At 40.7% G+C, this 25,159-nt stretch carries 22 protein-coding genes; 14 read left to right on the top strand and 8 right to left on the bottom strand.

Annotation, left to right across the window (positions count from 1 at the left end; genetic code table 11):
• Positions 1-6: 6 nt before the first annotated feature.
• Together QVO88_RS03680 and QVO88_RS03685 are read right to left on the bottom strand one after the other, a co-directional pair.
• Positions 7-1,356 (bottom strand): CAP domain-containing protein, encoded by a 1,350-nt coding sequence (locus QVO88_RS03680; protein ID WP_022287175.1) that lies wholly within the window; start codon positions 1,354-1,356, stop codon positions 7-9.
• 81 nt (positions 1,357-1,437) lie between these two features.
• On the bottom strand, positions 1,438-2,367 hold the full coding sequence (locus QVO88_RS03685; protein WP_038672779.1) for an NAD(P)-dependent oxidoreductase: 930 nt from the start codon (positions 2,365-2,367) through the stop codon (positions 1,438-1,440).
• 225 nt (positions 2,368-2,592) lie between these two features.
• On the opposite strand from QVO88_RS03685, the gene QVO88_RS03690 reads away from it, so the two are divergent.
• From QVO88_RS03690 to rsmG, 6 genes are read left to right on the top strand one after another with little or no spacing between them, the layout of a single operon-like run.
• Positions 2,593-3,969, top strand: a complete 1,377-nt coding sequence (locus QVO88_RS03690) for an O-acyl transferase (RefSeq protein WP_022287177.1) — start codon at positions 2,593-2,595, stop codon at positions 3,967-3,969.
• 16 nt (positions 3,970-3,985) lie between these two features.
• Complete coding sequence (locus QVO88_RS03695) at positions 3,986-4,759, top strand: hypothetical protein (protein WP_022287178.1); 774 nt, start codon at positions 3,986-3,988, stop codon at positions 4,757-4,759.
• The gene (locus QVO88_RS03700; protein ID WP_022287179.1) at positions 4,752-5,705 is read left to right on the top strand and encodes a TIGR01212 family radical SAM protein; all 954 of its coding nucleotides are present in this window, start codon (positions 4,752-4,754) and stop codon (positions 5,703-5,705) included. The genes QVO88_RS03695 and QVO88_RS03700 overlap by 8 nt, the downstream gene beginning before the upstream one ends.
• A 12-nt stretch (positions 5,706-5,717) precedes the next feature.
• Complete coding sequence (gene mnmE / locus QVO88_RS03705; RefSeq protein ID WP_022287180.1) at positions 5,718-7,088, top strand: tRNA uridine-5-carboxymethylaminomethyl(34) synthesis GTPase MnmE; 1,371 nt, start codon at positions 5,718-5,720, stop codon at positions 7,086-7,088.
• Between the two features lie 36 nt (positions 7,089-7,124).
• Positions 7,125-9,008: a tRNA uridine-5-carboxymethylaminomethyl(34) synthesis enzyme MnmG gene (mnmG, locus tag QVO88_RS03710; RefSeq protein WP_022287181.1), complete on the top strand. Its 1,884-nt coding sequence runs from the start codon at positions 7,125-7,127 to the stop codon at positions 9,006-9,008.
• A gap of 1 nt (position 9,009) precedes the next feature.
• The gene (rsmG, locus tag QVO88_RS03715; RefSeq protein WP_022287182.1) at positions 9,010-9,729 is read left to right on the top strand and encodes a 16S rRNA (guanine(527)-N(7))-methyltransferase RsmG; all 720 of its coding nucleotides are present in this window, start codon (positions 9,010-9,012) and stop codon (positions 9,727-9,729) included.
• A gap of 68 nt (positions 9,730-9,797) precedes the next feature.
• On the opposite strand, the gene jag is transcribed toward rsmG, so the two are convergent.
• The 5 genes from jag to rpmH all read right to left on the bottom strand — a co-directional run bounded on the left by jag (position 9,798) and on the right by rpmH (position 13,127).
• Positions 9,798-10,694 (bottom strand): RNA-binding cell elongation regulator Jag/EloR, encoded by an 897-nt coding sequence (gene jag, locus QVO88_RS03720; protein WP_022287183.1) that lies wholly within the window; start codon positions 10,692-10,694, stop codon positions 9,798-9,800.
• A gap of 43 nt (positions 10,695-10,737) precedes the next feature.
• Positions 10,738-12,075 carry a YidC/Oxa1 family membrane protein insertase gene (locus tag QVO88_RS03725; protein WP_022287184.1) on the bottom strand — a complete coding sequence of 446 codons (1,338 nt, stop codon included), beginning with the start codon at positions 12,073-12,075 and terminating at the stop codon, positions 10,738-10,740.
• Between the two features lie 65 nt (positions 12,076-12,140).
• Complete coding sequence (yidD, locus tag QVO88_RS03730) at positions 12,141-12,389, bottom strand: membrane protein insertion efficiency factor YidD (RefSeq protein WP_022287185.1); 249 nt, start codon at positions 12,387-12,389, stop codon at positions 12,141-12,143.
• 1 nt (position 12,390) lies between these two features.
• Positions 12,391-12,771, bottom strand: coding sequence for a ribonuclease P protein component (gene rnpA, locus QVO88_RS03735; protein ID WP_288177757.1), 381 nt, complete (start codon positions 12,769-12,771; stop codon positions 12,391-12,393).
• Positions 12,772-12,992: 221 nt separating this feature from the next.
• Entirely contained in the window at positions 12,993-13,127 is a 135-nt protein-coding gene (gene rpmH, locus QVO88_RS03740) for a 50S ribosomal protein L34 (protein ID WP_022287187.1), read from the bottom strand.
• A 538-nt stretch (positions 13,128-13,665) separates the two neighbouring features.
• Here rpmH and dnaA point away from each other — a divergent pair.
• The 8 genes from dnaA to gyrA all read left to right on the top strand — a co-directional run bounded on the left by dnaA (position 13,666) and on the right by gyrA (position 23,530).
• On the top strand, positions 13,666-15,027 hold the full coding sequence (gene dnaA, locus QVO88_RS03745) for a chromosomal replication initiator protein DnaA (protein ID WP_022287188.1): 1,362 nt from the start codon (positions 13,666-13,668) through the stop codon (positions 15,025-15,027).
• 445 nt (positions 15,028-15,472) lie between these two features.
• Positions 15,473-16,579 carry a DNA polymerase III subunit beta gene (gene dnaN / locus QVO88_RS03750; protein ID WP_022287189.1) on the top strand — a complete coding sequence of 369 codons (1,107 nt, stop codon included), beginning with the start codon at positions 15,473-15,475 and terminating at the stop codon, positions 16,577-16,579.
• A 4-nt stretch (positions 16,580-16,583) separates the two neighbouring features.
• Positions 16,584-16,808, top strand: a complete 225-nt coding sequence (locus QVO88_RS03755; RefSeq protein ID WP_022287190.1) for an RNA-binding S4 domain-containing protein — start codon at positions 16,584-16,586, stop codon at positions 16,806-16,808.
• 1 nt (position 16,809) lies between these two features.
• Positions 16,810-17,940, top strand: a complete 1,131-nt coding sequence (gene recF, locus QVO88_RS03760; RefSeq protein ID WP_022287191.1) for a DNA replication/repair protein RecF — start codon at positions 16,810-16,812, stop codon at positions 17,938-17,940.
• Positions 17,940-18,200, top strand: coding sequence for an extracellular matrix regulator RemB (gene remB, locus QVO88_RS03765; RefSeq protein WP_022287192.1), 261 nt, complete (start codon positions 17,940-17,942; stop codon positions 18,198-18,200). Before recF ends, remB begins: the two co-directional genes overlap by 1 nt.
• Positions 18,201-18,303: 103 nt before the next feature.
• Positions 18,304-20,232 (top strand): DNA topoisomerase (ATP-hydrolyzing) subunit B, encoded by a 1,929-nt coding sequence (gene gyrB, locus QVO88_RS03770; RefSeq protein ID WP_265290371.1) that lies wholly within the window; start codon positions 18,304-18,306, stop codon positions 20,230-20,232.
• A gap of 15 nt (positions 20,233-20,247) precedes the next feature.
• Positions 20,248-20,937 (top strand): YcxB family protein, encoded by a 690-nt coding sequence (locus QVO88_RS03775; RefSeq protein WP_022287194.1) that lies wholly within the window; start codon positions 20,248-20,250, stop codon positions 20,935-20,937.
• Between the two features lie 46 nt (positions 20,938-20,983).
• Complete coding sequence (gene gyrA, locus QVO88_RS03780; RefSeq protein WP_215650041.1) at positions 20,984-23,530, top strand: DNA gyrase subunit A; 2,547 nt, start codon at positions 20,984-20,986, stop codon at positions 23,528-23,530.
• A 169-nt stretch (positions 23,531-23,699) separates the two neighbouring features.
• Here the strand turns inward: gyrA and serS are convergent, their stop codons facing one another.
• On the bottom strand, positions 23,700-24,983 hold the full coding sequence (gene serS, locus QVO88_RS03785; protein WP_022287196.1) for a serine--tRNA ligase: 1,284 nt from the start codon (positions 24,981-24,983) through the stop codon (positions 23,700-23,702).
• Positions 24,984-25,159 lie beyond the last annotated feature (176 nt).

Raw genomic sequence — 25,159 nt, forward strand, 5'->3', positions numbered from 1 at the left:
TTTTTTTTATATATCGCTGTAAAAAAGCTGTTCCCAATAGGTGTATTCCCCGTTTTCTGACTTTGTGGCTTTTGCACACGCCATGTAATGCACATCAGGGTTGAGGATATTTTCTCTATGAGGCGGCGAGTCCATCCATGCGTCAAAGGCTTCTTTTACTGTGGTCATGCTGTTCATACCATATGCGATATTTTCAGCCGCCGCACGCCATTCAGGAAGGTCAGTTTCTTCTATAGCTGTGATGTATGAATTGCCGTCAGGTCTGTCATGAGAATAATTTTCCAGAAGTTCGTTCGCTCGCACATCTGCCGCAGAGTCGAGAAGTTCAAGTCCCTCAAGCTCTCTTAAACCATACTGTTTTCTGACTTCATTTACATAGCCAAGCATTTCAGATGTTTCAGCAGAAAGATTTCTATTTGACATATTCGTGCTTGAATCAGGTTCAGTAGGCTCGGCAGGCTGAGGAGCAGAGGGCTGTTCTTCCTGCACAGGCTCGGTAACAGTTTCAGTTTGCGTTTCTGTTTTCTTTTCAGTTTTCTTTGAAGTCGTTGTGGTAGTAGTAGCCGTTGTCGTTGTTGTAGTAACAGTTGTAGTCACAGCTTTTATATCTGCACTGTGAGGTGGCCGCATGGTCTTTCCGTTTATGATAACCTTATCCCCTGACACGCTTATGTAGTTATTGCCTACCACTATGGATTCCATAAGCTCATTATCAGTGTTCGTTATCTCCATGCCCTTATCCATGGCTTCAAGCACATACTTTGAGCCGTTCACATCTTTTACAGTAGCTTTCTTTACTGTCTTGCCGTCTTTTACAATCTCAAACTTATTCTCTGCGATACACCTTATAGTCACCTTGTCAGTTACGTTAAAGTTGCTGAAGCTTTCGTCAATATATGTCACCTTTGTGTTTGCATAGTAGACCTCGTTGGCTGATATTATTATCCTTGTGCCTTTATAACTGAACGAGTTGACCTTTTTTCCGTTTTTAGTGACAGTGACAGTATTTCCGTCACAGGTCAGTACAAGCTTATCACCGTTATCATCGGTTATCTCAAAAGAGTTCACTATCTCATTTGAACTGTTTATAAGAGTATATCCCCCCTGCACATTTGCAAAAAGGGTATAGCCGCCATCGAAAACTATCTTTGTACAAGTCGCTGCTGTTTGTATAGTAGTCACTGAACCCGTGATAGTTTCGGCAGACTTTTTATTTGTGGTCACAGTTGTGGTGACTCCTGTGCTGACGCTTGAAAGCTTTTTGGGCTTTTCTTCCCCTGTGTTTCCGCAAGAGGAAAGACAACAGCCTGCCGCACAGACAACACATAATATTTTAACTAACCTATTGCTTTCCATGATATCTTAGTTCTCCTGTTTTATCAAATGTTCCACATGGAACAATACAAAAAAGGCAGCCCTAGGACTGCCTTTGTGAGTTTATTTTGTGTTTGAAAGTGTCCATCTGAAAGGTGCTATTCTCTTTGCCCTTGTGTTGTCTATGTTCCAGTTGTTGAATGTGATAGATGGGTCAAAATAGCGATAATCAGTTTTCATCTTACCTTTGTTGATGCTTAGTCCCATTCCAGGTGATTTCTGGATAACTGCACCTATGCGGTGATGTTCCTTTTCATAATCAATTATCTCTTTTGCCGTTATCAGCCTTGAATCAGCAAGATTGTAGATTCCCTCATATCTTCCTGACGGTACATTGATAATACCATTTATAAAGTCGATAAGATTGAATACACAACAGAATGAAAAACCGTATTCTCCATCATTGAATATGTATGCAACATTTTCCTTTGCGTCAAATACTCTGTCTCTCAGATTTTGTGTATACTCAGCGTCATAAATAGGAGCTACTCTGGCAATAACAGGTATAGTTTCAGACTTTTTAAATTCCTTCTGCATTATCTTCTCAGATGTCATCTTAAGATCTGCATAGTTTGAATTTCCCTTTTCAGGAGCAGTTTCCCTTATTGGTTCTCTGCCTTTCTGTACACCATATATTGCTGTTGTGCTGAGCAGGATAAAACTCCTTACCTCAGCCTTGTTTGCAGCCGCATATATGAACTTATCACATATCTTGCTCTTTTTCATCTCAGCGTCTGTTACATATGGATCTATATCGTTATCTACAGAATTTGCCAGATGCACGACAACGTCGATCTTGTTACTATCGATTACATTTGTAATAGCGTCCTTATCTGTAATATCACACTGGATAAAAGTATAGTTTGGATCAGTTCCAATAAACTCATTTTTGCGTGTATCTATACCGAATACACGATGCTTTTTGTGCAGTAAGCTGGATGTAAGGTACAAGCCTATCATTCCGCTTGCTCCTGTAACTAAAATTGAAGCCAACTCTGCCACTCCTTCCCCAAGTAGAATTGCACATTTATTTACTATAATTATACCACAGTTTTTATTAATTGCAAATACTTTTTGAAGAAAACTGAAAAATTTAGATTTTCTTTATAATTTTGCTTGCTATATTTAGTGAATTGTGATAAAATTATAGGTATAAATCATAAGCAAAAGAAATATAAAAATATCTTAACATATAGAAATATTAAGGAGCAATTTATTTTGGTTTATTCCGATCTTATATTTATACTGGGAATGTTCCCGATAATGACCATTATTTCGCTTTTCGACAGAAGTGCAGAATATAAAAACCTCATTCTGATAGTTTGTTCCCTGCTGTTTTTCAGTTGGGGCAGACCTTTTGTGTTCTGTCTTATTTTCCTGTCAGTTATCCTCGATTGGATATTTGGTCTTATTATTTCAAAAAACCGTGAAAATAAAGCACTTTGCAGGATATTTTTAGTGCTGGATATTATAATGAATGTATCTCTTATGCTAATATTCGGTCAGAATATCCTTTATAATAAGGTAAAAAAGCTCAGTTTTGACGCCGCCATACTTCCACTTGGTATGGGTTATTATATGCTCAGAGGAATTTCTTATGTCTATGACGTTTTCAAGGGCAACTGCAAAGCAGAAAAAAACATTTTCTGCCTTTTGACTTATATGGTGTCACTGCATTTCATGCTTGTGGGACCTCTTGTGAGATACGGTGATATTGAGCCACAGATAAGGCATCGTGAGATCACAGGAGCAAAGCTCAACCAGGGACTTAATAAGATAGTTTTCGGTTTTGGCAAGGTGGTGCTTCTTGCAGGTGTTTTTGAACAGATAAAGCTTGCAGGACTTAACGGCAAAGAGATAACTACCCTTGGCTGTTGGCTTGGTATGCTGTCATTCTTGGCTCAGTATTATTTTCTTTTCACAGGACTTTCGGATATGGCAATGGGACTTGGTCTTACAAACGGCTTTGTTTATCCTGACAACTACACAAACATTGAAGCTGACGGACTTTTCACTGGTATGATAAAAAGCTTCAATACAACTGTTGTTGACTTTTTCAGTGAGGTTTTCTGCTGCAAAAAAAACATGAACAAGGTCTTTACTTTTGTGTGCTATATACTTTGCGGTCTGGCACTTTCTATATGGTATCAGGCAAAGGTGAATTTCATTATCGTCGGACTTTGTGCGGCAGTGCTTTGTATCCTTGAAAAGCTGTTTCTTGAAAGACCGCTTTCAAAGCTGCCTGACCTTGTGAAGTATATTTATCTTTTGCTGACAGCTCTCGTTATTTTTGGCGGACTTTATTTTGACAGCTTCTACGGCTACAAAAAATGGCTCTTTGCACTTGCAGGAGTAAATGTGAAATACACCTTGAGCGTGTCTGTAAAAAGTGCAGTGCTGAAAAATATCACCCTTATAGTAATATCGTTCTTTATTGTCTGCCCACCTGCAAAAAGGGCTTTCTGCAAGATTTTTAAAAAGCTTTCACAGAAGTCTCAGGCGGCTTATGGCAGAGTTATGATAACAAAGACCATAATGACAGTGCTTGTTTTTGCAGTGAGCGTTATAACACTTGCGGCGGAATATGCGGCATAAAAAGAGGAAAATACTAATGGATAAGAAAACTACACGATTCAATATCGTTCACGGTGATGATGAATATGAGATACCGGAGGAATGCGAGGCTGCGGAGGAAGCGGCTGAAGAGCTTGCCAAAACGAATTTGGAGGAGCATTACAGCTTTATAAATCTTCTTTCCATAGCGGTCATAATGCTATTTGCCTGCATATTCTTTATTTCAGTTTCAGGAAGCGACATTGTGGAGGACAACAATCTGTCTTTAACATTCAAGACTTTCTTTTCAGGGGATTACACTCAGGCATTGGAGGACTCTTATAATAATAGTATACCTTTTCCTGACGCCATGAAAGCTGTTGAGGAGCGTATCTCTCTTATTTATGGTATCGGCAATAAGGTCACTGACCCTATAAAGGAAACCCCTGACAATACTGATTCTAACCACAACAGCTTCGATCATCCGACTAATAATGACAGTGATGATCCTGACGAAAATGTTATCACCACCACTGCAAAACCGCAGGACGGTGAAGTAACTACCACAAAGAAAAAAGAGGACAAGAAAAAAACAACAACTACCACTGCTATTGACAGACCAGAGGAAACTAAAAGCACCACAACGACTTCAACGGCTTCCACTACCACAAATAATGACAAGCCTTACTATACTGTCACCGAAACTGAGCCTATAGTACAGCCTGGTCCTACTACTACCACGACCACAACAAAGGCACCTGAGACCACAACTCAGCCGACAGAAACTGCAGAACCTACCACCGAGCAAACTGAGGGACCGTCAGATGAATAGCAGATTTGATAACCCTTTTCCCTATTCTGATGACAATAAAAGATATCATACCTACAATTATTATCTAAGGCACAAGTTCGGCACTAAGGTTTTCAAGATACCGCTTAATATTGACCTTGGCTGTCCGAACAGAGACGGCACAAAAGGTGTGGGGGGCTGTGTGTTCTGCTCGGCAAAAATGAGCGGAGATTTTGCAGGCGACCCTCATGAGGATATCCTTACTCAGTACAGAGAGATAAGGGAGAAAATGAGCAAGAAGTGGAGCAAGGGTCTGTGCATACCGTATTTTCAGGCAGGCTCAAACACCTATGCTGACGTTGAAACGCTGAGAAAAATGTTTTATACAGCCCTGTCATTTGAAAATACGGCAGGGCTTTCTATCGCAACGAGGGCGGATTGCATCAACGAAGAAAAAGCCGACCTGCTCGGTGAGCTTGCGGAAAAGACTTTTCTTACTGTAGAGCTTGGCTTGCAGACTATCCATGATGAAACGGCTTTGAAAATGAACCGCTGTCATACTTTTGCGGATTTTCTCAAAGGCTATGAAATGCTGAGAAAACGCAATGTGAATGTGTGCGTGCATATCATCGACGGACTTCCCGGTGAGGATAGGGATATGATGCTTGAAACGGCTAAAACTCTCGGTCAGCTTGATATACAAAGCATTAAGATACATCTTCTGCACGTTTTAAAAGGCACTGCACTTGCTGAGATGTACAAGCGTGGAGAATTTCGGGCTTTGGATATGGACGAGTATGTCAATATCGTCTGCGACCAGTTGGAGCTTCTGCCTGCGGAGATAGTAATACAGCGTGTGACAGGTGACGGTGCAAAGGACGACCTTGTTGCACCTTTGTGGAGTTTGAAAAAATTCTGCGTTATGAACGAGATAGACAAGGAAATGGGAAGAAGAAATTCATGGCAGGGAAAGGCTCTGTCGGAGTAAAAAGAGGTAAAAATGAAAGATATATGTGCTGTTTCAACACCCCTTGCTGAGGGGGGAATATCTGTAATAAGAATAAGCGGTGATAATGCCGTAAGCATAGGTGCAAAAGTTTTTAAACCGCTGTCATGCAAAAGTGTTGAAAACATGGCAGGCTATACCTGTGCATACGGAAAAATAGTTGACAAAAACGGCAGAGAAGTCGATGACGGTGTCCTTACGGTTTTCCGTGCGCCTAAGTCATACACCGGTGAAAACGTCTGCGAGATATCATGCCATGGCGGAATATATGTTACAAAAAAAGTTCTCAGACTTTGCATTGAACAAGGTGCAGAGCTTGCTCAGAGGGGTGAGTTCACAAAAAGGGCTTTTCTCAACGGAAAGCTTTCACTTACTCAGGCTGAGGGCGTAATGGAAACTATCTCCGCTCAGGGAGAATATGCACTTAATTCTGCAAATCTTACAAAAGAGGGCAGGCTTTTCAGGCTTATTTCTGATATGTCAAGAAAGTTTGTCACAATACTAGGTGAACTTGCGGCATGGGTGGATTATCCAGAGGAGGACTTGCCTGAGATATCTGAGGATAATCTCAGAGAGAGCCTTAAAAACGCTTTGGCAGGGCTTGATAAAATAATAGCAGATCATGACAGCGGTATGATACTGAAAAACGGTGTTGACACTGTTATCGCAGGCAAGCCGAATGTTGGAAAATCGACCCTCATGAATATGCTGTTGGGATATGACCGCTCCATAGTCACAAATGTGGCAGGCACTACACGAGATGTTATCGAAGAAAGTGCAAAGCTTGGCGAGCTTATTTTGAAGCTTTCCGACACTGCGGGAATACATGAAACTGATGATGAGGTTGAAAAAATAGGCGTTGATATTGCAAAGAAAAAGCTTAAAAACGCTATGCTTGTGATAGAAGTTTTCGACATTTCAAGAGAGCTTGACGAGGAGGATAAAGAACTGCTTGAATATGTGAAAAAGCTTGGAAAGGAAGTTATCATAGTTCTCAACAAATCTGACCTTGAAAATGTTGTTGAAAGGTCGCAGCTTGAAAAATATTCAGACTATGTGATAGAGATATCTGCGAAACTTGACGAGGGCAGAGAAGAGCTGCAAAAAGCCACAGAGAAGCTTTTGGGCATTGGCGGATATGACGCTGACAGCACGATTTTTGCAAACGAGCGTCAAACAGCCTGTGCAGAACGTGCAAGAAAATATCTTGCCATGGCTCTTGAAAGCCTTGATATGGGAGAAACTTTGGACGCTGTTACTGTGATGATAGACAATGGCGCAAATGCACTTTTGGAGCTGACAGGAGAAAAAGCTACAGAAGCGGTGGTAGACGAGGTATTTTCAAAATTCTGCGTAGGAAAGTAATTTATATGGTCTTATTTTCAGACAGGTGGTTTTATTATGCAAAAGGAATATTTTGATATTATTGTGGTAGGTGCAGGTCACGCAGGCTGTGAAGCGGCTTTGGCGGCGGCACGCCTTGGACTAAAGACGGCACTTTTTACCATAACACTTGACGGTGTTGCCAATATGCCATGCAACCCCTCTATAGGCGGAACTGCAAAGGGACATCTTGTTCGTGAGATAGACGCTTTGGGCGGAGAAATGGGCAAGGCGGCGGATAAAACTTTTCTGCAAAGCAGGATACTCAACCGTGGAAAAGGTCCTGCCGTTCATAGTCTGAGGGCGCAGATAGACCGTGTTGAATATCATAAGCTTATGAAAAAAACTATCGAAGATACTGACGGGCTTTATCTGAAGCAGGCTGAGATAACTGATATTTTATTTGAGGAGGACGGCAAAACTGTCCGTGGTGTGCGTACAAAGCTTGGCACTGAGTATGACTGCAAGGCTGTTGTCATCTCAACGGGAACTTACCTTGGCGGCACTGTCCATGTGGGTGCGGTATCATATTCAAGCGGTCCTGACGCAACTTTGCCTGCACTTAGTCTGACAGAATGTCTTAAAAAGGCAGGCATGACCATAAGACGTTTCAAAACAGGCACTCCTGCCCGTGTACACAAGCGTTCCATAGATTTTGACAAGCTTGAAGTTCAGTGCGGTGACGATGATATAACGCCATTTTCTTTTGATAATCATGAAAAGCTTGAAAATAAAGTCAAATGCTATGTGGCTTATACAAATGAAGAAACACACAAGGTAATAAGAGATAACATACATCTTTCACCTATATATTCGGGTAGGATACACGCTATTGGTCCTAGATACTGTCCGTCTATCGAGGACAAAATAATGAGATTTTCGGATAAGCCAAGGCATCAGCTTTTTATTGAGCCAATGGGTCTTGACACTGACGAATATTATCTGCAAGGTATGTCGTCATCACTGCCTGAGTTCGTTCAGCTCCAATTTTTGCACACTATAAAAGGACTTGAACACGTTGAGATAATGCGAAATGCCTATGCCATAGAATATGATTGCTGCGACCCTACAGAGCTTTCTGCTACGCTGGAGTTCAAGGCTTTTGACGGTCTTTACGGCGCAGGTCAGTTCAACGGCACTTCGGGATATGAAGAAGCCGCCGCACAAGGTCTTATCGCAGGCATAAATGCCGCACTGAAAATTCTCGGCAGAAAACAGCTTATTCTTGACAGAGCGTCATCATACATAGGCACTCTTATTGACGACCTTGTTACAAAGGGTTGTTCAGACCCTTACAGAATGCTCACATCAAGAAGCGAATACAGACTTTTGCTAAGACAAGATAACGCTGACATAAGGCTCACGCCTATAGGACATGAGATAGGGCTTATCTCAGACGAAAGATATCAGCATTTGCTTGACAAAAATGAACAGATAGCCGCTGAGATAAAGCGTGTTTCAAAGATAAATATTGCGCCAGATCCTGAGATAAATGCCTATCTTGAATCTGTAGGCACTGACCCTCTTAACAACGGCATAAAACTTGCTCAGCTTATCCGCAGACCACAGGTATCATATGACGGTCTTGCACCTTTCGATAAGGAACGACCTGAGCTTTCAGCAGAGGTAAAAGAGCAGGTAGAATTGCAGATAAAATATGACGGCTATATAAAGATACAGCTTGAACAGGTGGAGGCTATGCGAAAGCTAGAGAAAAAGGCTTTGCCTGTTGATATTGACTATAATGATATAAAAAGTCTTAGACTTGAAGCAATTGAAAAGCTCAATAAGATAAAGCCTGTATCAGTTGGTCAGGCAAGCCGAATCAGCGGAGTAAACCCTGCTGACGTGGGTGTGCTTTTGGTATGGCTCTCATCAAAGAATGACCATAGGGAGGAATAGTATGTCAAAGCTTATTTCTAAGGACGATTTTATAAAGCTTTTTGATAATTATGATATAACAATATCTGACAGCGATTATTCACGCTTTGAAGCTTATGCAGATCTGCTTTGTGAATGGAACGAGAAAATAAATCTTACTGCTATCACTGACCCTGAGGGAATTTCAATAAAGCATTTTTTTGACAGCGTTTATCCTTTCACACTTTTCGAGGTAAAAGAAAATGCAACGGTAATAGATGTCGGCACAGGAGCAGGATTTCCGTCCTGTCCACTGAAAATCGTCCGTGACGATATAAAGCTTACACTTTTGGATAGCCTTAATAAGAGGATAAATTTTCTTGCACAGCTTTCAGACAGTCTTGACCTTGGTGCGACCTGCATACACGGCAGAGCAGAGGAGCTTGGCAGAAGCATAGAGTGCCGTGAACAATTTGACATTGCCACAGCAAGAGCAGTGGCAAACCTCAGCGACCTATGCGAGTATTGCCTGCCTTTTGTAAAAGTCGGCGGATATTTCGTTGCATTGAAAGGCTCAGGAGGAAATGACGAGCTGAAAGAGGCTAAAAATGCTATTAAGATACTGGGAGGAAAGGTCGAAGAGGTCTTTGACTATGAACTTCCAACAGGCGACGGCAGAACGCTTATCCTTATAAGAAAAGTATCTGAAACGCCTGAAAAATATCCACGCAACAAGGGTCAAATGAAAAAGAAAAAATTATAATACGAATATATGCACAAAAAAACACGCTGAATTTTTGTTCAGCGTGTTTTCTTATTGTCATTTTTAATTTAGAACTCTATCTTTGAGTAAAGACCTGAATCCTTCATTGTGTCCTCTGGCTTTGGCTTCTTGTAGTCCTTTTCAAAGCTTGTTGTGATGTCAAAACCCTTTGAGCGGCGATTGTTATTGTTTCTTCTTCTGCCGCCGTTCTTCTTGTAGCCGCCTCTGTTGTCATACTTTCTAGGTGTTGTAGAGCTGATTATTACCTTTCTCCATGGCTCTTCACCCTTTGACTGAGATGTTACACCCTCGATCTCTGATACAGCAGCGTGAATGATTCTTCTCTCATATGGATTCATTGGCTCAAGAGCTGATGAATGACCGCTTCTCTTTACGTTGTTTGCTATCTTTTTTGCAAGCTCTTCGAGCTGGGTCTTTCTTCTTGCCCTGAAACCATTGCAATCTGTGGATATTCTGAAATATTCTCTGTCTATCCTGTTGCATACAAGTGATGCAAGATACTGAAGTGAATCGAGGATATCGCCCTTCTTGCCGATAAGCTTCTCGAACTCTTCGCTCTTTATCTCAAAAAGTGCGCCGTTTTCAAGCTTTGTTACCTCGATCTCTGTGTCTTCTATACCCATTGCCTTTATAACATTGAGTATATATTCCTTTGCACAGTCAGCCTTTTTCTGCAAAGTGTCGCTCCACTCTGCCTCTGCCTTGACTTCTTCTTGAACTTCTGCCTTTTCTTCAACAGCCTCTGTTTTTTCAGTTACAGTTTCTACCTTTGTTTCAGGCTCATATTCAGCTTCTACCTTTGCCTCACCCTTGATCTTTCCGAAAAAGCCCTTTTTAGGCTCTTCAAGAACTGTGAAAGTGATCTTTTCTACTTCTGTTCCAAATTCAACTGCCGCCTTGTTCTTTGCTTCGTCTACAGTTGCGGCTGTAAAGATCTGTTTCATTTTTTTCTGCTCCTCTCGCTAAAAAAGTTTAGTCAACAACAGGTCAATCCTGTGAATCGTCATATTCGTCGCCATATTTCTCAGCCATTCTCTTTCTGGCTTCGTTAAGACGTCTTCTCTGCTCGTCTTTAAGCTCCGTCTTTGTTTTCTTCTTAGGCTCATCGTAATCCTCATCGTCAGAAAGTGACTTTCTGATCTCAGCAGGATCCTTACCAGCCTGTATCATCTGAGCCTCAGCCATTTTCTCCATAAGAGTAGGCTTGCCCTTCTTTTTCTGCTTTGCTATATCCTTCTGAACAAGCTCTGCAACGTGTTCAGGTGTATAGATCTTATTGAGTACGATAGTCTGTCCAAGTGCAAACAGTGAAGAATAGCACCAGTAAAGACCAAGACCTGCCGGATAGCTGAAACCGATCCACAGTGAGAAGATAGGCATACCATAAAGCATTATCTTCATTCCCATTCCGCCCATATTAGCGGCGTCAGGATTGTTCTTCTTTGCAAAATGCTGTGAAACGAATGTCACTATAAGCTGCAAAAGTGCTGATACAATAGGGATAATGCATGAAAGATCCTTCATTGTTGGTATCTTTCCAAGGAAAAGTCCGAAAATGCTGTAGTTGAAATCTTCAGCCGCAGCCTTTACGCTTGTTGGAAGCACATCTGCATACTGTCCGCCCTCTTTTTCAGTGAAAACGAAAGTCATAAGCTCAGGTCTTGACTGAATGAGGTTTGTGGAGAAGTAATTCTCGTTAAGAATAAAAGTATCTATATCATTATGAGCCTTGATAGCATCCATAACGTTAGATATCTTGTTGTCATTAGAAAGTGCCTTTGCAGACTTTGGATACTTGTCCTTATCTGTAAAAAGCTTTTCAAGCTTATCATAAGCTTCGTCCTCAGTAGCACCGTCTTTCTCAAACTTTTCAATAAGCTTTTCTATTGTAGTATCCTTGCTTTTTACCTCAGCACTGACAACATAAAGATTTGATATCATGTTGTTTGAGTCTGTAAGCTCCTCTTTATCTGCGTTTGAAACGTAGGTAAGAGGTCCGTAAATAACAGGGATAAGAGCAAACAGAATTACCATTGTGATGACCATTGGCAAACAGCTTGCCATAGGGTTTACGCCAGCCTTGGCGTAAAGGTTCATCTGCTCTTCCTGCATCTTCTGCTGGTTTTTAGCGTATTTCTTCTTTATCTTTTCAAGCTCAGGCTGAAGCATGGTCATTCTTGCCATGCTCTTCTGCTGCTTGACGTTAAGCGGAAATACTATAAGTCTTGTAAGGATAGTGAAAAGCAGCAGTGCTATTCCGTAGTTCTTGCATACAAAATAGCAGCCCTTCATTATCCAGCCCAAAGGGGTCGCAATAATACCCATTTAATATCCTCCAGATCAATTATTTGTCATATTGATAACCTATATATCTGATTAAGCTCTCAGGCTTATTTTTTTCTGATTTTAAAATACTCAGTGGTAAGCTTGTCAGGAACATAGTCAACCCCTCCCAGACTCCACGGGTTGCACCTAAGCAGTCTCCATACAGTGAGCAGCGTGCCTTTAAAAAAGCCGTGTTTTCTGTAAGCCTCCAGCGCATATGCCGAACAGCTTGGATAATACTTGCACCTTGGTCCGAAAAGAGGACTTATAAATCGCTGATAAAACCTTATCAGCAGCTGAGCCAGTTTACTCATTTTACTTTCTCTTTGCCCTGCCTGACCTGTTATTATTTGGAACAGGCTTATTCATCTCTTTTATGAGTCTTTTTTTTATAAATCTTTCAATATCCTGAGTTTTCTTTTCCCCTATATCGTTTCTTCCCACAAAAACTATATCATAGCCCAGCGGAAATTCCGCCTCGTTAAGTCTGTAGGCGGCTCTAACTATTCTCTTTATCCTGTTTCTCGTTACTGCGCAGCCCTGCTTTTTGCCTGCCGTTATGCCAAGCCTGTTATACGGGCTGCCGTTGGGATAAAAATATGCTGCTACAAAACTGTCTGCACAAAATCTTCCCTTTTTATAGCACCTTAAAAATGCCTTGTTATCCTTTAAAACCGTTGTGAACAGCATCTTCATTTCCCCATTGTGTACTGTTTTTACTCTTTTCGCCTTTTCACGGCAATTTTGCCAAAAAAAGATAAAGACCCAATACCATGCAAATCAATGAATGGTATATAGGTCATCTGAGGCAGCGTCCAACGACGCTTAAATACAACTGCCTAGGGACATCGATTCAGGCGTAACTAACCGCCTGAATAATGCCTGTCAGACTTATCATCAGAAACTGCCTGTATCTCTTAGTAGCTGAGTCTAGCTCTGCCCTTTGCTCTTCTTCTTGCGAGTACCTTTCTGCCGTTAGCAGTAGACATTCTCTTCATGAAGCCGTGAACTTTCTTTCTCTGAAGCTTTTTAGGCTGATATGTTCTTTTCATCGAATTCTCCTCCTTCCGCTTTCAACACTCCGTCATTTTATACAAAAAAACGTCCTCGGAGATGTTTAAACTTATAGGGTCACAGCAAATTACAATATCGCTATGAAAAAAGCCCTTGTAATTTAATATTATAGCTCATTCACACACCATTTGTCAAGCCTGTTCATAATATTTTTATATTTTTTTTGATATTATTTTTCTTTGCTTTGGAGGGCTTACTGTCCGAAAAACCTGCCGCTTACGTCCTCCTTTTTAATGAGCATACAATATATTGTGTGCCAAATATAAATTTTATCTGTATTAAGTGTTTTTTCTTATCTTTGAAAAACATACTTTTTCTCCTTATTTCTTTCCTTATATATAATATATAGGACTTGAAATTTTAAGTCAAGTGTGCTATAATAGTATAGAATTGATTAATTATGCCTGTTTATATTTTTTTTAAAACTCTGACCTGCCGTCTGTTTGACAGGGGTCACGGCGGACAGCGGAAACACCGCACAGGCAGAGCTATTTTCTAGGAGGTTATGGAGAAACAATGGATTCCTTTAATGACGTATTTCAGGAGGTCCTGAAATATTGCCGAAACTGCAAAAGTATCAGCGAGCCGGGATATAACAAATGGATAAAGATACTTGAACCGATGAAGCTTGAAAACAATGTGGCTTATTTGCTCACTGATTCTGATTTTTCAAGAGATATCACTATGAACGCCTATGAGAATCTTTTAAAAGAAGCTTTTCTCAACACTTTGGGCTTTGAGGTAGATATAAAAATACTTGTTAAAGACAAAGAAGAAGTTAATGAAACTGAGGAAAAGGATATAGAAGTCAAGGTGGCTGACTTTTCTGATGAAGAAAACAACAATCTTACCTTTGATAACTTTATCAAAGGTAAATCGAATGATCTTGCCTATGCTTTCAGTACGGCTGTCGCACATAAGTATGACGAAGATCAGAAAACGCCGTCTAACACAAATACTATATTCAACCCTCTCATCATATATGGTGATTCGGGACTTGGAAAAACTCACCTTATGAAAGCTATCGAGCATGAGGTAAAGAAAAATCACCCTGAGCTGAAAATTATTTACACCACAGGTGAATCCTTTATAAACCAGCTCGTTAAAGCTATCGAGTCAAAGGAAACTAATAAATTTCATGATAAATACAGGAATGCTGACTATCTTATGGTAGACGATATACAGACCATTGCAGGCAAGGAGCGTATGCAGGAGGAATTTTTCCATACCTTCAACGATCTTTACAATGCTGGCAAGCAGATAGTTCTCACATCGGATATTGCACCGTCAAAGATATCGAAGCTTCAAAACAGGATACTTACCAGATTTTCACTTGGCGTTCAGGTAGACGTTACACCGCCTGATTTTGAAACAAGAATGGCTATCGTAAAGAAAAAGGCTGATATGCTGGACTTACAGCTTTCTGACAATGTTGTAAGGATAATAGCAGAGAAGATAAAGACGAACATACGTCAGCTTGAGGGAACTGTAAACAAAATAAAGGCTCTTACCATTTATACAAATGAAAGCCCGTCCATATCTATGGCTCAGAGGATAATCAAGGAAATAATCATTGAAAATCACCCTGCTGAGATAACGGTTGACAGGATACTTCAGGAGGTAGCGGCGGCATTTGACGTTACTGCTGACGACATAAAATCAACAAACAGACGTGCAAACGTATCCCTTGCAAGAAAAATAGCGATCTATCTCTTCAAGGACGTAAAGGGCATGACCTTTATACAGATAGGAAATGAGCTTAACAAAAATCATTCAACTATGACCATACACTATCAGGACGTTGTTAAAAATCTTAAAGAGAACAAACAGCTAAAAGATACCGTTGACGACATAATCAAAAACCTCAAGGACAATTAAACGGACTATTTCAACATTTTCAACATAGTTTTCAACAATTTTGTTGAATATCCGGACTTGGATATATAAAGCTTTGCGGAATGTTTTTCAAAACTTTGCACAATGAAGTTTAAACAATGGTGTTATAAAATCAAACACCGATTTTCAGGTTTCAACATTTTTTGCGATAATAATAAACATTCAACAAACATTTTTTCAACTTTTCAAACACAAAAAAAGTTTTTGAAAACACAGTTGAAGTGATGTTAAAATAAACTTGAAAAGCAAAACAAGTCTGCAAAAGGCTTTGAATGACTTTTCAACCATTTCAACACACTCTACTACTAATACTAATTTAATATTGATTTATTTATATATTATCAGAACAAAAAATATAAATTTGAGAAATTCATATGTTGAAAAAACAAAAGTCAGATAAATGTAATTTTTTAGAAAGGAAATTGCTATGAAAATTCTGTGTAATAATGCTTCACTTTGCGGAGCAGTAACAAATGTTTCAAAAGCAGTGTCAGAACGTGCTGCACTTAAATCTCTTGAGGGAATAAAATTCAAGCTTGAAAACTCAATGCTGGAGCTTACCGGCTATGACCTTGAGATAGGTATAAAAACTGTTATACCAGTAAAGAGCGACGATTCGGGAGAATTTATACTTAATGCAAGACTTTTTGCTGAAATGATAAGGAAAATGCCTTCTGAAGAGATCCTGATAGAGGTTTCTGAAAATTTTCAGGTAACGATCTCAGGAGGAGTTACCACATTCAATATCCCTGCAACATCAGCAGAGGAATATCCTGCACTTCCTAAGAAAGAGGAAGAAAACAAGATAACTATCTCTCAGCCTGTTCTTAAGGATATGATAAATCAGACAAAGTTTGCCGTGGCTGTTACAGACCTTAAGCCTGTTCTTAAGGGCGAGCTTTTTGAGATCGAAAACGGTACTCTTACTCTTGTTGCCCTTGACGGATACAGACTTGCTGTGAGATATGAGCCTATAAAGTATGACGGAAGTCTTAAATTCGTCGTGCCTGCAAAAACTCTCTCTGAGATAGCAGCACTTCTGGGAGATAACGACGAAGAAACAGCCTCCGTTTATCTCTCAAAAAATCATGTTGTATTTGAATTAAACGGCTATCTTGTTTATTCAAGACTTATCGAGGGCGAGTTCCACCCTTATAAGTCAGCTATACCAACTACTTGCACAACTGAGGTCATTGTTGACAGGAAAGAGCTTATTGCCGCTCTTGAAAGAAGTTTGATACTTATAAGTGACAGAACACCGTCACCTGCAAGATGCTATTTTGAAAATAATTCTATAAAAATAAACTGCTCAACAAGCGTTGGAAAGATAACAGACGAGATAAAAGCTGATATAGCAGGTCCTGTTATCGAGATAGGCTTCAAGTGCAAATATCTTCTTGATCCTCTGAAGGTCATAAAGGAAGATAAGGTCAAATTGCAGATGAGCGGAAGTCTGCTGCCTATGAAGATAGTTCCGTGTGAGGGCGACGCTTATACTTACCTCGTTCTCCCTGTAAGACTAGCAAAGGAATAAGAATATGAAATATCAGCAGATAGATGTAAATATAAAATCAGAGTTTATAAAGCTCGATTCTCTGCTTAAATATGCAGGTGTTGTGGAAACAGGCGGCATTGGCAAGGAGATAATCCTCGAGGAGAGAATCAAAGTAAATGGTGAAGTCTGCACAATGAGGGGAAAGAAGATCCGCCCCGGGGATAAGGTGCAGATAGACGAGATAGCTACAGAGATAGTGGTAAAATAAAATGGTGATAACCAAAATTTCCGCAGACGGATTTAAAAATCTCAAAAAAGTCGAGATATATCCTCATGAAAAAATGAATATTTTCTGCGGAAAGAATGCTCAGGGCAAAACAAATCTTATAGAAGCTATATGGCTTTGCAGCGGAGTGAGGTCTTTTCGCAACACAAAAGACAGAGAAATGATAGATATAAACGGACAGTTCATGAATATCGACATTTCATTTAAAAACAGCTTTCGCAGTCAGGATATACATTTTGCAATGGCTAGACCTAATGTGAGAGAAAAAAACGTCACCTTGAATGGCGTAAAGCTGAAAACTCCCTCAAAGCTTTTCGGAAGCCTTGATTGTGTTATCTTTACTCCTGAGGATCTGGAGCTTTCAAAAGGCTCTCCCGAAAACAGACGGCAGTTTCTTGACCTTTCAGTGTCACAGATAAAAAATTCCTACAGCTCTGTTATCTCAAAATATGATGATCTTATAGAGCAGAGAAATATATTGTTAAAAAATATCTGTTACGGCAGATCAAAAAGAGAAGAGCTTGAAGTGTGGGATATCCAGCTTGCTCAGCTTGGGGCTTATATTTCGCTTTTAAGATACAATTATACCAAAAAGCTCGATATGTTCGCAAAAAAGCTTTATGAGGATATATCAGAGGGCAGAGAAAGGTTGGAGCTTGAATATTATTCCACTGTGTATTCAAATCTGGAGGGCAGAAAAGATTATGCAGGAGAAATGGCTGAAGAGTATCTAAGCTGCCTGCAAAATAATCTTGATGACGATATAAGAGCAGGATTTACACAGAAAGGCGTTCACAGAGACGATCTTGCGGGAAAAATAAACGGACTGGCAGTTAGACAATTCGCTTCTCAGGGACAGCACCGCTCTCTTGCTCTTATTTTGAAGCTTTCGCAGGCTTATATACTTGCCGAGGAAATAGATGACAGCCCGTGTATACTTCTCGATGATGTTTTGAGTGAGCTTGACCTATCAAGGCAGAAGTTCGTTATTTCGAAAATACACGATATGCAGGTCTTTATAACCTGCTGTGACAGGAATATCCCCTTTGACGAGAAAAGCCATGGAAAGATATTCAATATAGAAAACGGAATGATAGTTCAGGAGAATAAGTGATGTTTCTGCATTTAGGAAATAACTATTTAGTCAATACTAAAGATATCATAGGGATCTTCGATATAGAGAACACCTCTGTTTCTGCCAACACAAAGGAATTTCTTAATTTTGCGGCAAAAAACAGACGTGTTGTGAACTGCACATATGAAATGCCTAAAAGCTTTGTGGTGTGCCTTGATAAAGACTTTACGGAAACTGTGTATATAAGTCAGATGAGCTGTGCCACACTTTTGAAAAGAAGCAAAAGAATGCCTGAATGATGAATCAAAGATATAAGATTATAAGATAAAAAACAAGTGATGAGGGGGTTATTTTTTGGAAAATAACAACGAGATCGAGATCCAGAACACCGAGGAAATATCCATGGTGGATAAGCAAAATGATTATAATGAAAATCAGATACAGGTGCTGGAGGGTCTTGAAGCGGTAAGAAAAAGACCTGGTATGTATATCGGATCAACAGGTCCTAAGGGACTTCACCACCTTGTCTACGAGATAGTTGACAACGCTATCGATGAGGCATTGGCAGGATATTGCACTGAGATAGAAGTAGAGATACTTCCCGGGGACATTATCAGAGTTACCGATAACGGACGTGGTATCCCTACAGGTATACACCCAAAGGAGAAAATATCTGCTGCAACGGTAGTTTATACCATTCTCCACGCAGGCGGAAAGTTCGGCGGCGGCGGATATAAGGTAGCAGGCGGACTCCACGGCGTTGGTGCGTCTGTAGTAAACGCCCTCTCGGAATATCTTGAGCTTACAGTTTATGACGGAAAACATATTCATTTTCAGAGGTTTGACAGAGGTAATTATTCAGAGCCGCTGAAAATAATCGGCGATACTGATAAAACAGGTACTTCCGTTCTCTTTAAGCCTGACCCTGAGATATTTCAGGAAACAACAGTGTTTGACTATGAAACACTGCTTAAAAGACTTAGAGAACAGGCATTCCTTAACGCTGGTATAAAGATAATATTCACTGATAAGAGAAATGAATCAGAGCCTGTGGGCGAAACTCTCCATTATGAGGGCGGTATAAGACAGTTTGTGGAGCATATCCACAAAACAAGAGGCGTTACTCCGCTTTCTGAGGAAGTTATCTATGTCAACGGCATGGAGGGCGATACCTTTGCTGAGATAGCTTTGCAGTATAACGATACTTATAATGACCTTATACTTTCATTTGCTAATAATATCCATACTCCTGACGGCGGTACTCATGAAACAGGCTTTAAAAATGCTCTTACAAAGGTAATAAATAACTACGGTAAGAAGTTCGGCTATCTTAAAGACGACGATAAACTTCTTGGCGACGACGTAAGAGAAGGTCTGACGGCTATAGTATCCGTTAAGCTCACAAACTGTGAGTTTGAGGGACAGACAAAGGGCAGACTTGGCAATCCTGAGGTAAGACCTTTCGTTGACAAGATAGTTACCGAAAAGCTTATGAACTACTTTGAGGAAAACCCTACTGTGGCAAAGGCTATTTTTGATAAGTCCGTTCAGGCACAAAAGGCAAGAGAAGCCGCAAAGAAAGCAAGAGAGCTTACAAGAAGAAAATCTGCTCTTGAATCCTCTTCATTGCCTGGCAAGCTTGCAGATTGCTCAGAGAGAGATGCTTCACTCACCGAGATCTATATCGTCGAGGGAGATTCTGCGGGTGGCTCTGCAAAGGAAGGCAGAGATAGAAAATATCAGGCTATACTTCCTTTGTGGGGAAAAATGCTCAACGTAGAAAAAGCTAGGATAGATAAGGTATACGGCAATGAAAAGCTTATGCCTGTTGTTACAGCATTAGGAACTTCGATTGGCGAGGACTTTGATATATCAAAGCTCCGTTACGGCAAAGTTATCATCATGGCCGATGCCGATGTGGACGGTTCTCATATCAGAACACTTCTGCTTACATTCTTCTTTAGATTTATGCGTCCTCTTATCGAGGATGGTCATATCTATCTTGCTCAGCCACCGCTTTTCAAGGTTGCAAGGGGCAAACAGGTCAGATATGCTTTTTCAGACGCAGAGAGAGATCAGTATATTTCTGAGCTTTCAGGAGAGAACAACCTGAAGGTAAACGTTCAGAGATATAAAGGTCTTGGTGAGATGGACCCTGAACAGCTTTGGGAAACAACCATGGATCCTGAAAGAAGAACTATGATAAAGGTGACAATGGAGGACGCTGTTAAGGCGGACGAGATATTCACTATTCTTATGGGCGATAAGGTCGCACCGAGAAAAGAATTTATAGAGAAAAATGCAGAGTATGTAAAGAATCTTGACGTTTAAAGAAAGGATACTGCTTTGGATAACAACGAAAATAAAAATCAGGAAACAGAGCTTGAAGAGGTAAAGACAGAGGAAGCTGTTGAAACGGCTGAGAAAGCTGTTGATAATGCTGATGAGGTGGAAGAAGCAAAGATAGAAAAAGAGCCTGTTTTGAGCTTTGAGTATGATGTGAAAAACGAGGAAGAGGAAAGAGCTTTTTTAGCCTTTCAGAAGAAATTCGTTTATGCGCATAACTGGAAGATAACAGCGGCTTTTGGCGTTGTTGCGGTGCTTTTTATAGTGTCCATAGTGAGAAACCCTTCGGGATATCTTAACTGGGTGCTGGCGTTCATATGCCTTGCAATAATCGTTCTCACATGGTATAACACCAGAAGAATAAGAAAATATCTTATGCAGGCACTTAAACCTCTTGAGGACGACAAGTATGTTTTCACCCTCTATGACGACAGCTTCAAAATAGAAACGCTGCCGACAGAGGAGGAAAAGCAGGAGGAGGACTTTACTCCTGTTCCACCGAGGATAGTTGGTTTTGAGGATATCTCACTGAACGTTTTGGAAAATGACGAGATGTTTATTATAATACTCAAAAAAGAAACTATTTATGTGCTTGCAAAAAGAGTTATGAACGAGCAGCAGCAGGAAACACTGAGAAAAACTTTTTCAGAGCTGCTTGATAGCGATTATGAAATGATAGATAATAAATAAGAACAGGATATGTTCTTTTCAAAGTAAACCGAAAGGTTAAAAAGGAGTGGATAAAGTGAGCGATTATAACGTTATTGACACTGATGTTGAAGCGATAATGAAAGAATCTTTCATTCAATATTCAATGGCGGTAATTGTATCCAGAGCCTTACCTGATGTAAGGGACGGACTTAAACCTGTTCACAGAAGAATTTTATATACCATGTATGAAAATGGTCTTACACCTGATCAAGCTTACAGAAAATGTGCAGATACGGTCGGATCTGTGCTCGGTAAATATCACCCACACGGTGACGCATCAGTTTATGACGCACTTGTAAGACTTGCTCAGAAGTTTTCAATGAGATATCCTCTTGTTGACGGTCACGGAAACTTTGGTTCCGTTGACGGCGACCCTCCGGCTGCCTACCGTTATACTGAGGCTAAAATGGCTAAGATGTCAGTAAATATGCTGACAGATATAAACAAAACAACTGTTGATTTTCAGTCAAACTATGATGACAGACTGAAAGAGCCTGTTGTGCTGCCGTCAAGATTTCCAAATCTTCTTTGTAACGGCTCAGTAGGTATCGCTGTGGGCATGGCAACGAATATACCTCCTCATAACCTCCATGAAGTTATCGAGGGAATGAAAACTGTCATGAAAAACCCTGACTGCACACTTGATGAGCTTATGCAGAGCATAAAGGGTCCTGACTTTCCTACAGGCGGTATCATCATGGGCAGGTCCGGTATCAGAGCGGCTTACGGTACAGGCCGAGGAAAGATAACACTGCGTTCAAAGACCTCTATCGAGGAGATAAAGGGCAGAAACTGCATTATTGTCACCGAGATACCTTACATGGTAAACAAGGCAAGACTTGTTGAGTCTATCGCTGACCTTGTTAAGGAAAAGCGTATTGACGGAATACATTATATAAACGATGAATCCGGCAAGGACGGAATGAGGATCGTTATCGAGCTTAAAAAGGACGCTAATCCGCAGGTGGTGCTCAACAAGCTGTTCAGCTATACACAGCTTCAGGATACTGTGGGCGTTATAATGCTCGCACTTGTGAACGGTATTCCTAAGGTGCTGACTCTCAAGGAAATGCTTGAACAGTATATAGACTTTCAGGTCGATGTTATCACAAGAAGAACTAAGTTTGACCTTAACAAGGCTAAGGAAAGAGAGCATATCTTAAAGGGTCTTGTTATCGCACTTGACAATATCGATGAAGTTATCGAGATAATGAAAACTTCAAAGAATATCCCTGAGGCTAAGCAAAGACTTAATCAGCGTTTTGGTCTTACAGATATTCAGGCTGACCATATTGCAAATATGACCCTCGGACGTCTGACCGGTATGGAAAGACAGAAGATAATCGACGAGTTGGCTGAGATTGAAGTCAAGATAGCTGACCTTGAAGATATTCTTGCAAATCATCAGAGAATACTTGATATAATCATTGAAGAGGTCGAGGCTATTCAGGACAAGTTCGGCGACGAGAGAAGAACTCAGATAGAAAATGTCAGCGGTGAAGTTGATATCGAAGACCTTATCCCTGTTGAGGAAAGCGTTGTTACCTATACAAATGCAGGATATATAAAGAGAATGCCTGTTTCAGAGTATAAGGCTCAGAAGCGTGGCGGACGTGGCGTAACGGGTATGAAACAGCGTGAGGACGATTATATCGACGAGCTTCAGACCTGTTCTTCACATGACAATATACTCTTTATCTCCAATAAGGGCATAATGTATAAGCTCAAATGCTATGAGTTGCCTGAGGGTTCAAAGGCTTCAAGAGGCACAAATATAGTAAATCTTCTTGAACTGGGCGAGGGCGAGAAGATAGCCGCAATGATAAAAACTGCCGACTTTGACGAGGGCAAGTATATCGTCATGGTAACAAAGAACGGCAAGATAAAGAGAACTCCGCTGACTTCCTACAGAAATGTAAGAAAGAACGGTCTTATTGCAATTGGTCTTGATGAGGGCGATGAAATAGCAGGAGTAAGAATGACCTTTGGCGACAATGAGGTTATCGTTGCAACGCATAATGGTTATGCTATCAGGATAAGAGAAACTGACATAAGAGAGATGTCAAGAGTTGCTCACGGCGTAAAGGCTATAAAACTCAGGGGTAGCGACTATGTTGTATCAATGGCAAGAGTAAGAGAGGGTGCAAGCGTTCTCACTGTTGCAGAAAACGGTCTTGGCAGACGTGTTCCGCTGGAGTCTTATAAGGTACAGAACAGAGGCGGCTACGGTCTTATGAACTATAAGAGCGGCGGAGTATGCGGAATAAAGGTCGTTGATGATGAAGATGATATCATCATGATATCCACAGACGGCATTGTTATCAGAATAAGAGCCTGCGATATCAGCATGATGAGCAGATACTCCCGTGGCGTAAGACTTATGAGAGTCGGCGAGGACGGCAGAGTGGTTTCATTCACAAGAACTGAGCATGACGATGATGTTGAAACGGCTGAGGTGGAAAAGGCTACTGCCGAGGAGATAGCAGAGGCTCAGGCTGAGGAAAATGCTGAGGTCATTGAAGATAATACCGAAAGCGTTGAGAATGAGGATTCTGAAAACACGGAAGAATAATATAAAAATCAAGTAAAGACAAAATAAACGGGCGAACACTGTTCGCACCTGCATTGACTAAAAAATTAACGGACGGCTAAAAACCGTCCGTTTTTTGTATCTATATGATTTTTCAGACAACAAAAAAAGGTGAGCGGCACATGACCGTTCACCTTTTTGCATATCAAAATTACTTTGTTATCTTGTCCTTGCCACCCATGTACATTCTCAGTGGCTCAGGGATATTAACTGTTCCGTCAGCATTGAGATTGTTCTCGAGGAATGCGATAAGCATTCTTGGAGGTGCAACAACTGTGTTGTTAAGAGTGTGAGCAAAATACTTTGTGCCGTCCTCTGCTTTTATTCTTATGCCAAGACGTCTTGCCTGTGCATCGCCAAGATTTGAGCATGAACCAACTTCAAAATACTTCTTCTGTCTTGGGCTCCATGCCTCAACGTCACAGCTCTTTACCTTAAGGTCTGCAAGGTCGCCTGAGCAGCACTCAAGTGTTCTTACAGGAATATCGAGTGAACGGAAGAAATCAACAGAATTCTGCCACAGCTTGTCATACCATGCCATGCTATCTTCAGGCTTGCAGACAACTATCATTTCCTGCTTTTCAAACTGGTGTATTCTGTAAACGCCTCTCTCCTCGATGCCGTGTGCGCCAACTTCTTTTCTGAAGCATGGTGAATAGCTTGTGAGAGTTTTTGGAAGCTCACCCTCTGGAATGATAGTGTCGATAAATCTACCTATCATTGAATGCTCAGAAGTACCGATGAGATAAAGATCTTCTCCCTCTATCTTGTACATCATGCCTTCCATTTCAGAAAAGCTCATAACGCCTGTAACAACGTCTGAACGTATCATGTAAGGAGGAATGAAATATGTGAAACCTCTGTCTATCATGAAATCTCTGGCATATGAAAGAATTGCAGAATGAAGTCTTGCAATGTCGCCCATAAGATAATAGAAGCCGTTTCCTGATGTTCTTCTTGCACTGTCAAGATCAATGCCGTTAAAGCTTTCCATAATGTCAACGTGATATGGGATCTCATAATCAGGAACAACAGGCTCTCCGAATTTTTCAATCTCTACGTTCTCGCTGTCGTCCTTGCCTATAGGAACGCTTGGGTCGATTATGTTAGGGATAACGAGCATTCTCTCACGGATCTTGCCCTCAAGCTCTTTTTCCTTTTCAGCCATAGTGTCAAGCTCAGCACCGATAGCGGAAACCTCAGCCTTTACTTTCTCAGCTTCGTCCTTCTGACCCTTAGCCATAAGACCGCCTATCTGCTTGCTCATTACCTTTCTTTTATTTCTCAGCTCGTCAGCTTTTGTCTTAGCTGCTCTGTATTCCTCGTCAAACTGAGCTACCTCGTCAACAAGAACGAGCTTTTCGTCCTGAAACTTCTTTTTGATGTTTTCCTTGACAAGCTCAGGATTTGTACGGATAAGCTTAATATCTATCATTTTACATACTCCTTTTAGCTGACGCAAAAAAAATTCCTTACGTCGCAATATTTATCCTTTTAATAATATCACTAAAAGGAGATTTTGTCAAGACAAAGCCCCTTTAAAACAGGCTTTTGAAACAGGTTTTGAGAGAAATTATTTCATAGATAAAATACTATCATGATATAAGTAAC

Origin of the sequence: Ruminococcus sp. CAG:57, assembly GCF_000435935.1 — a bacterium.
Classification (GTDB): domain Bacteria; phylum Bacillota; class Clostridia; order Oscillospirales; family Ruminococcaceae; genus Hominimerdicola; species Hominimerdicola aceti.

Excerpts from the sequence above, each read along its gene's own strand:
- rsmG (WP_022287182.1), top strand. The coding sequence starts at position 9,010 with ATGTCAAAGCTTATTTCTAAGGACGATTTTATAAAGCTTTTTGATAAT.
- mnmG (WP_022287181.1), top strand. The coding sequence starts at position 7,125 with ATGCAAAAGGAATATTTTGATATTATTGTGGTAGGTGCAGGTCACGCA.
- mnmE (WP_022287180.1), top strand. The coding sequence starts at position 5,718 with ATGAAAGATATATGTGCTGTTTCAACACCCCTTGCTGAGGGGGGAATA.
- dnaN (WP_022287189.1), top strand. The coding sequence starts at position 15,473 with ATGAAAATTCTGTGTAATAATGCTTCACTTTGCGGAGCAGTAACAAAT.
- remB (WP_022287192.1), top strand. The coding sequence starts at position 17,940 with ATGTTTCTGCATTTAGGAAATAACTATTTAGTCAATACTAAAGATATC.
- QVO88_RS03700 (WP_022287179.1), top strand. The coding sequence starts at position 4,752 with ATGAATAGCAGATTTGATAACCCTTTTCCCTATTCTGATGACAATAAA.
- dnaA (WP_022287188.1), top strand. The coding sequence starts at position 13,666 with ATGGATTCCTTTAATGACGTATTTCAGGAGGTCCTGAAATATTGCCGA.
- rnpA (WP_288177757.1), bottom strand. The coding sequence starts at position 12,771 with ATGAAGATGCTGTTCACAACGGTTTTAAAGGATAACAAGGCATTTTTA.
- recF (WP_022287191.1), top strand. The coding sequence starts at position 16,810 with ATGGTGATAACCAAAATTTCCGCAGACGGATTTAAAAATCTCAAAAAA.
- yidD (WP_022287185.1), bottom strand. The coding sequence starts at position 12,389 with ATGAGTAAACTGGCTCAGCTGCTGATAAGGTTTTATCAGCGATTTATA.
- jag (WP_022287183.1), bottom strand. The coding sequence starts at position 10,694 with ATGAAACAGATCTTTACAGCCGCAACTGTAGACGAAGCAAAGAACAAG.
- QVO88_RS03755 (WP_022287190.1), top strand. The coding sequence starts at position 16,584 with ATGAAATATCAGCAGATAGATGTAAATATAAAATCAGAGTTTATAAAG.
- serS (WP_022287196.1), bottom strand. The coding sequence starts at position 24,983 with ATGATAGATATTAAGCTTATCCGTACAAATCCTGAGCTTGTCAAGGAA.
- QVO88_RS03695 (WP_022287178.1), top strand. The coding sequence starts at position 3,986 with ATGGATAAGAAAACTACACGATTCAATATCGTTCACGGTGATGATGAA.
- QVO88_RS03725 (WP_022287184.1), bottom strand. The coding sequence starts at position 12,075 with ATGGGTATTATTGCGACCCCTTTGGGCTGGATAATGAAGGGCTGCTAT.
- gyrB (WP_265290371.1), top strand. The coding sequence starts at position 18,304 with ATGGTGGATAAGCAAAATGATTATAATGAAAATCAGATACAGGTGCTG.
- rpmH (WP_022287187.1), bottom strand. The coding sequence starts at position 13,127 with ATGAAAAGAACATATCAGCCTAAAAAGCTTCAGAGAAAGAAAGTTCAC.
- QVO88_RS03680 (WP_022287175.1), bottom strand. The coding sequence starts at position 1,356 with ATGGAAAGCAATAGGTTAGTTAAAATATTATGTGTTGTCTGTGCGGCA.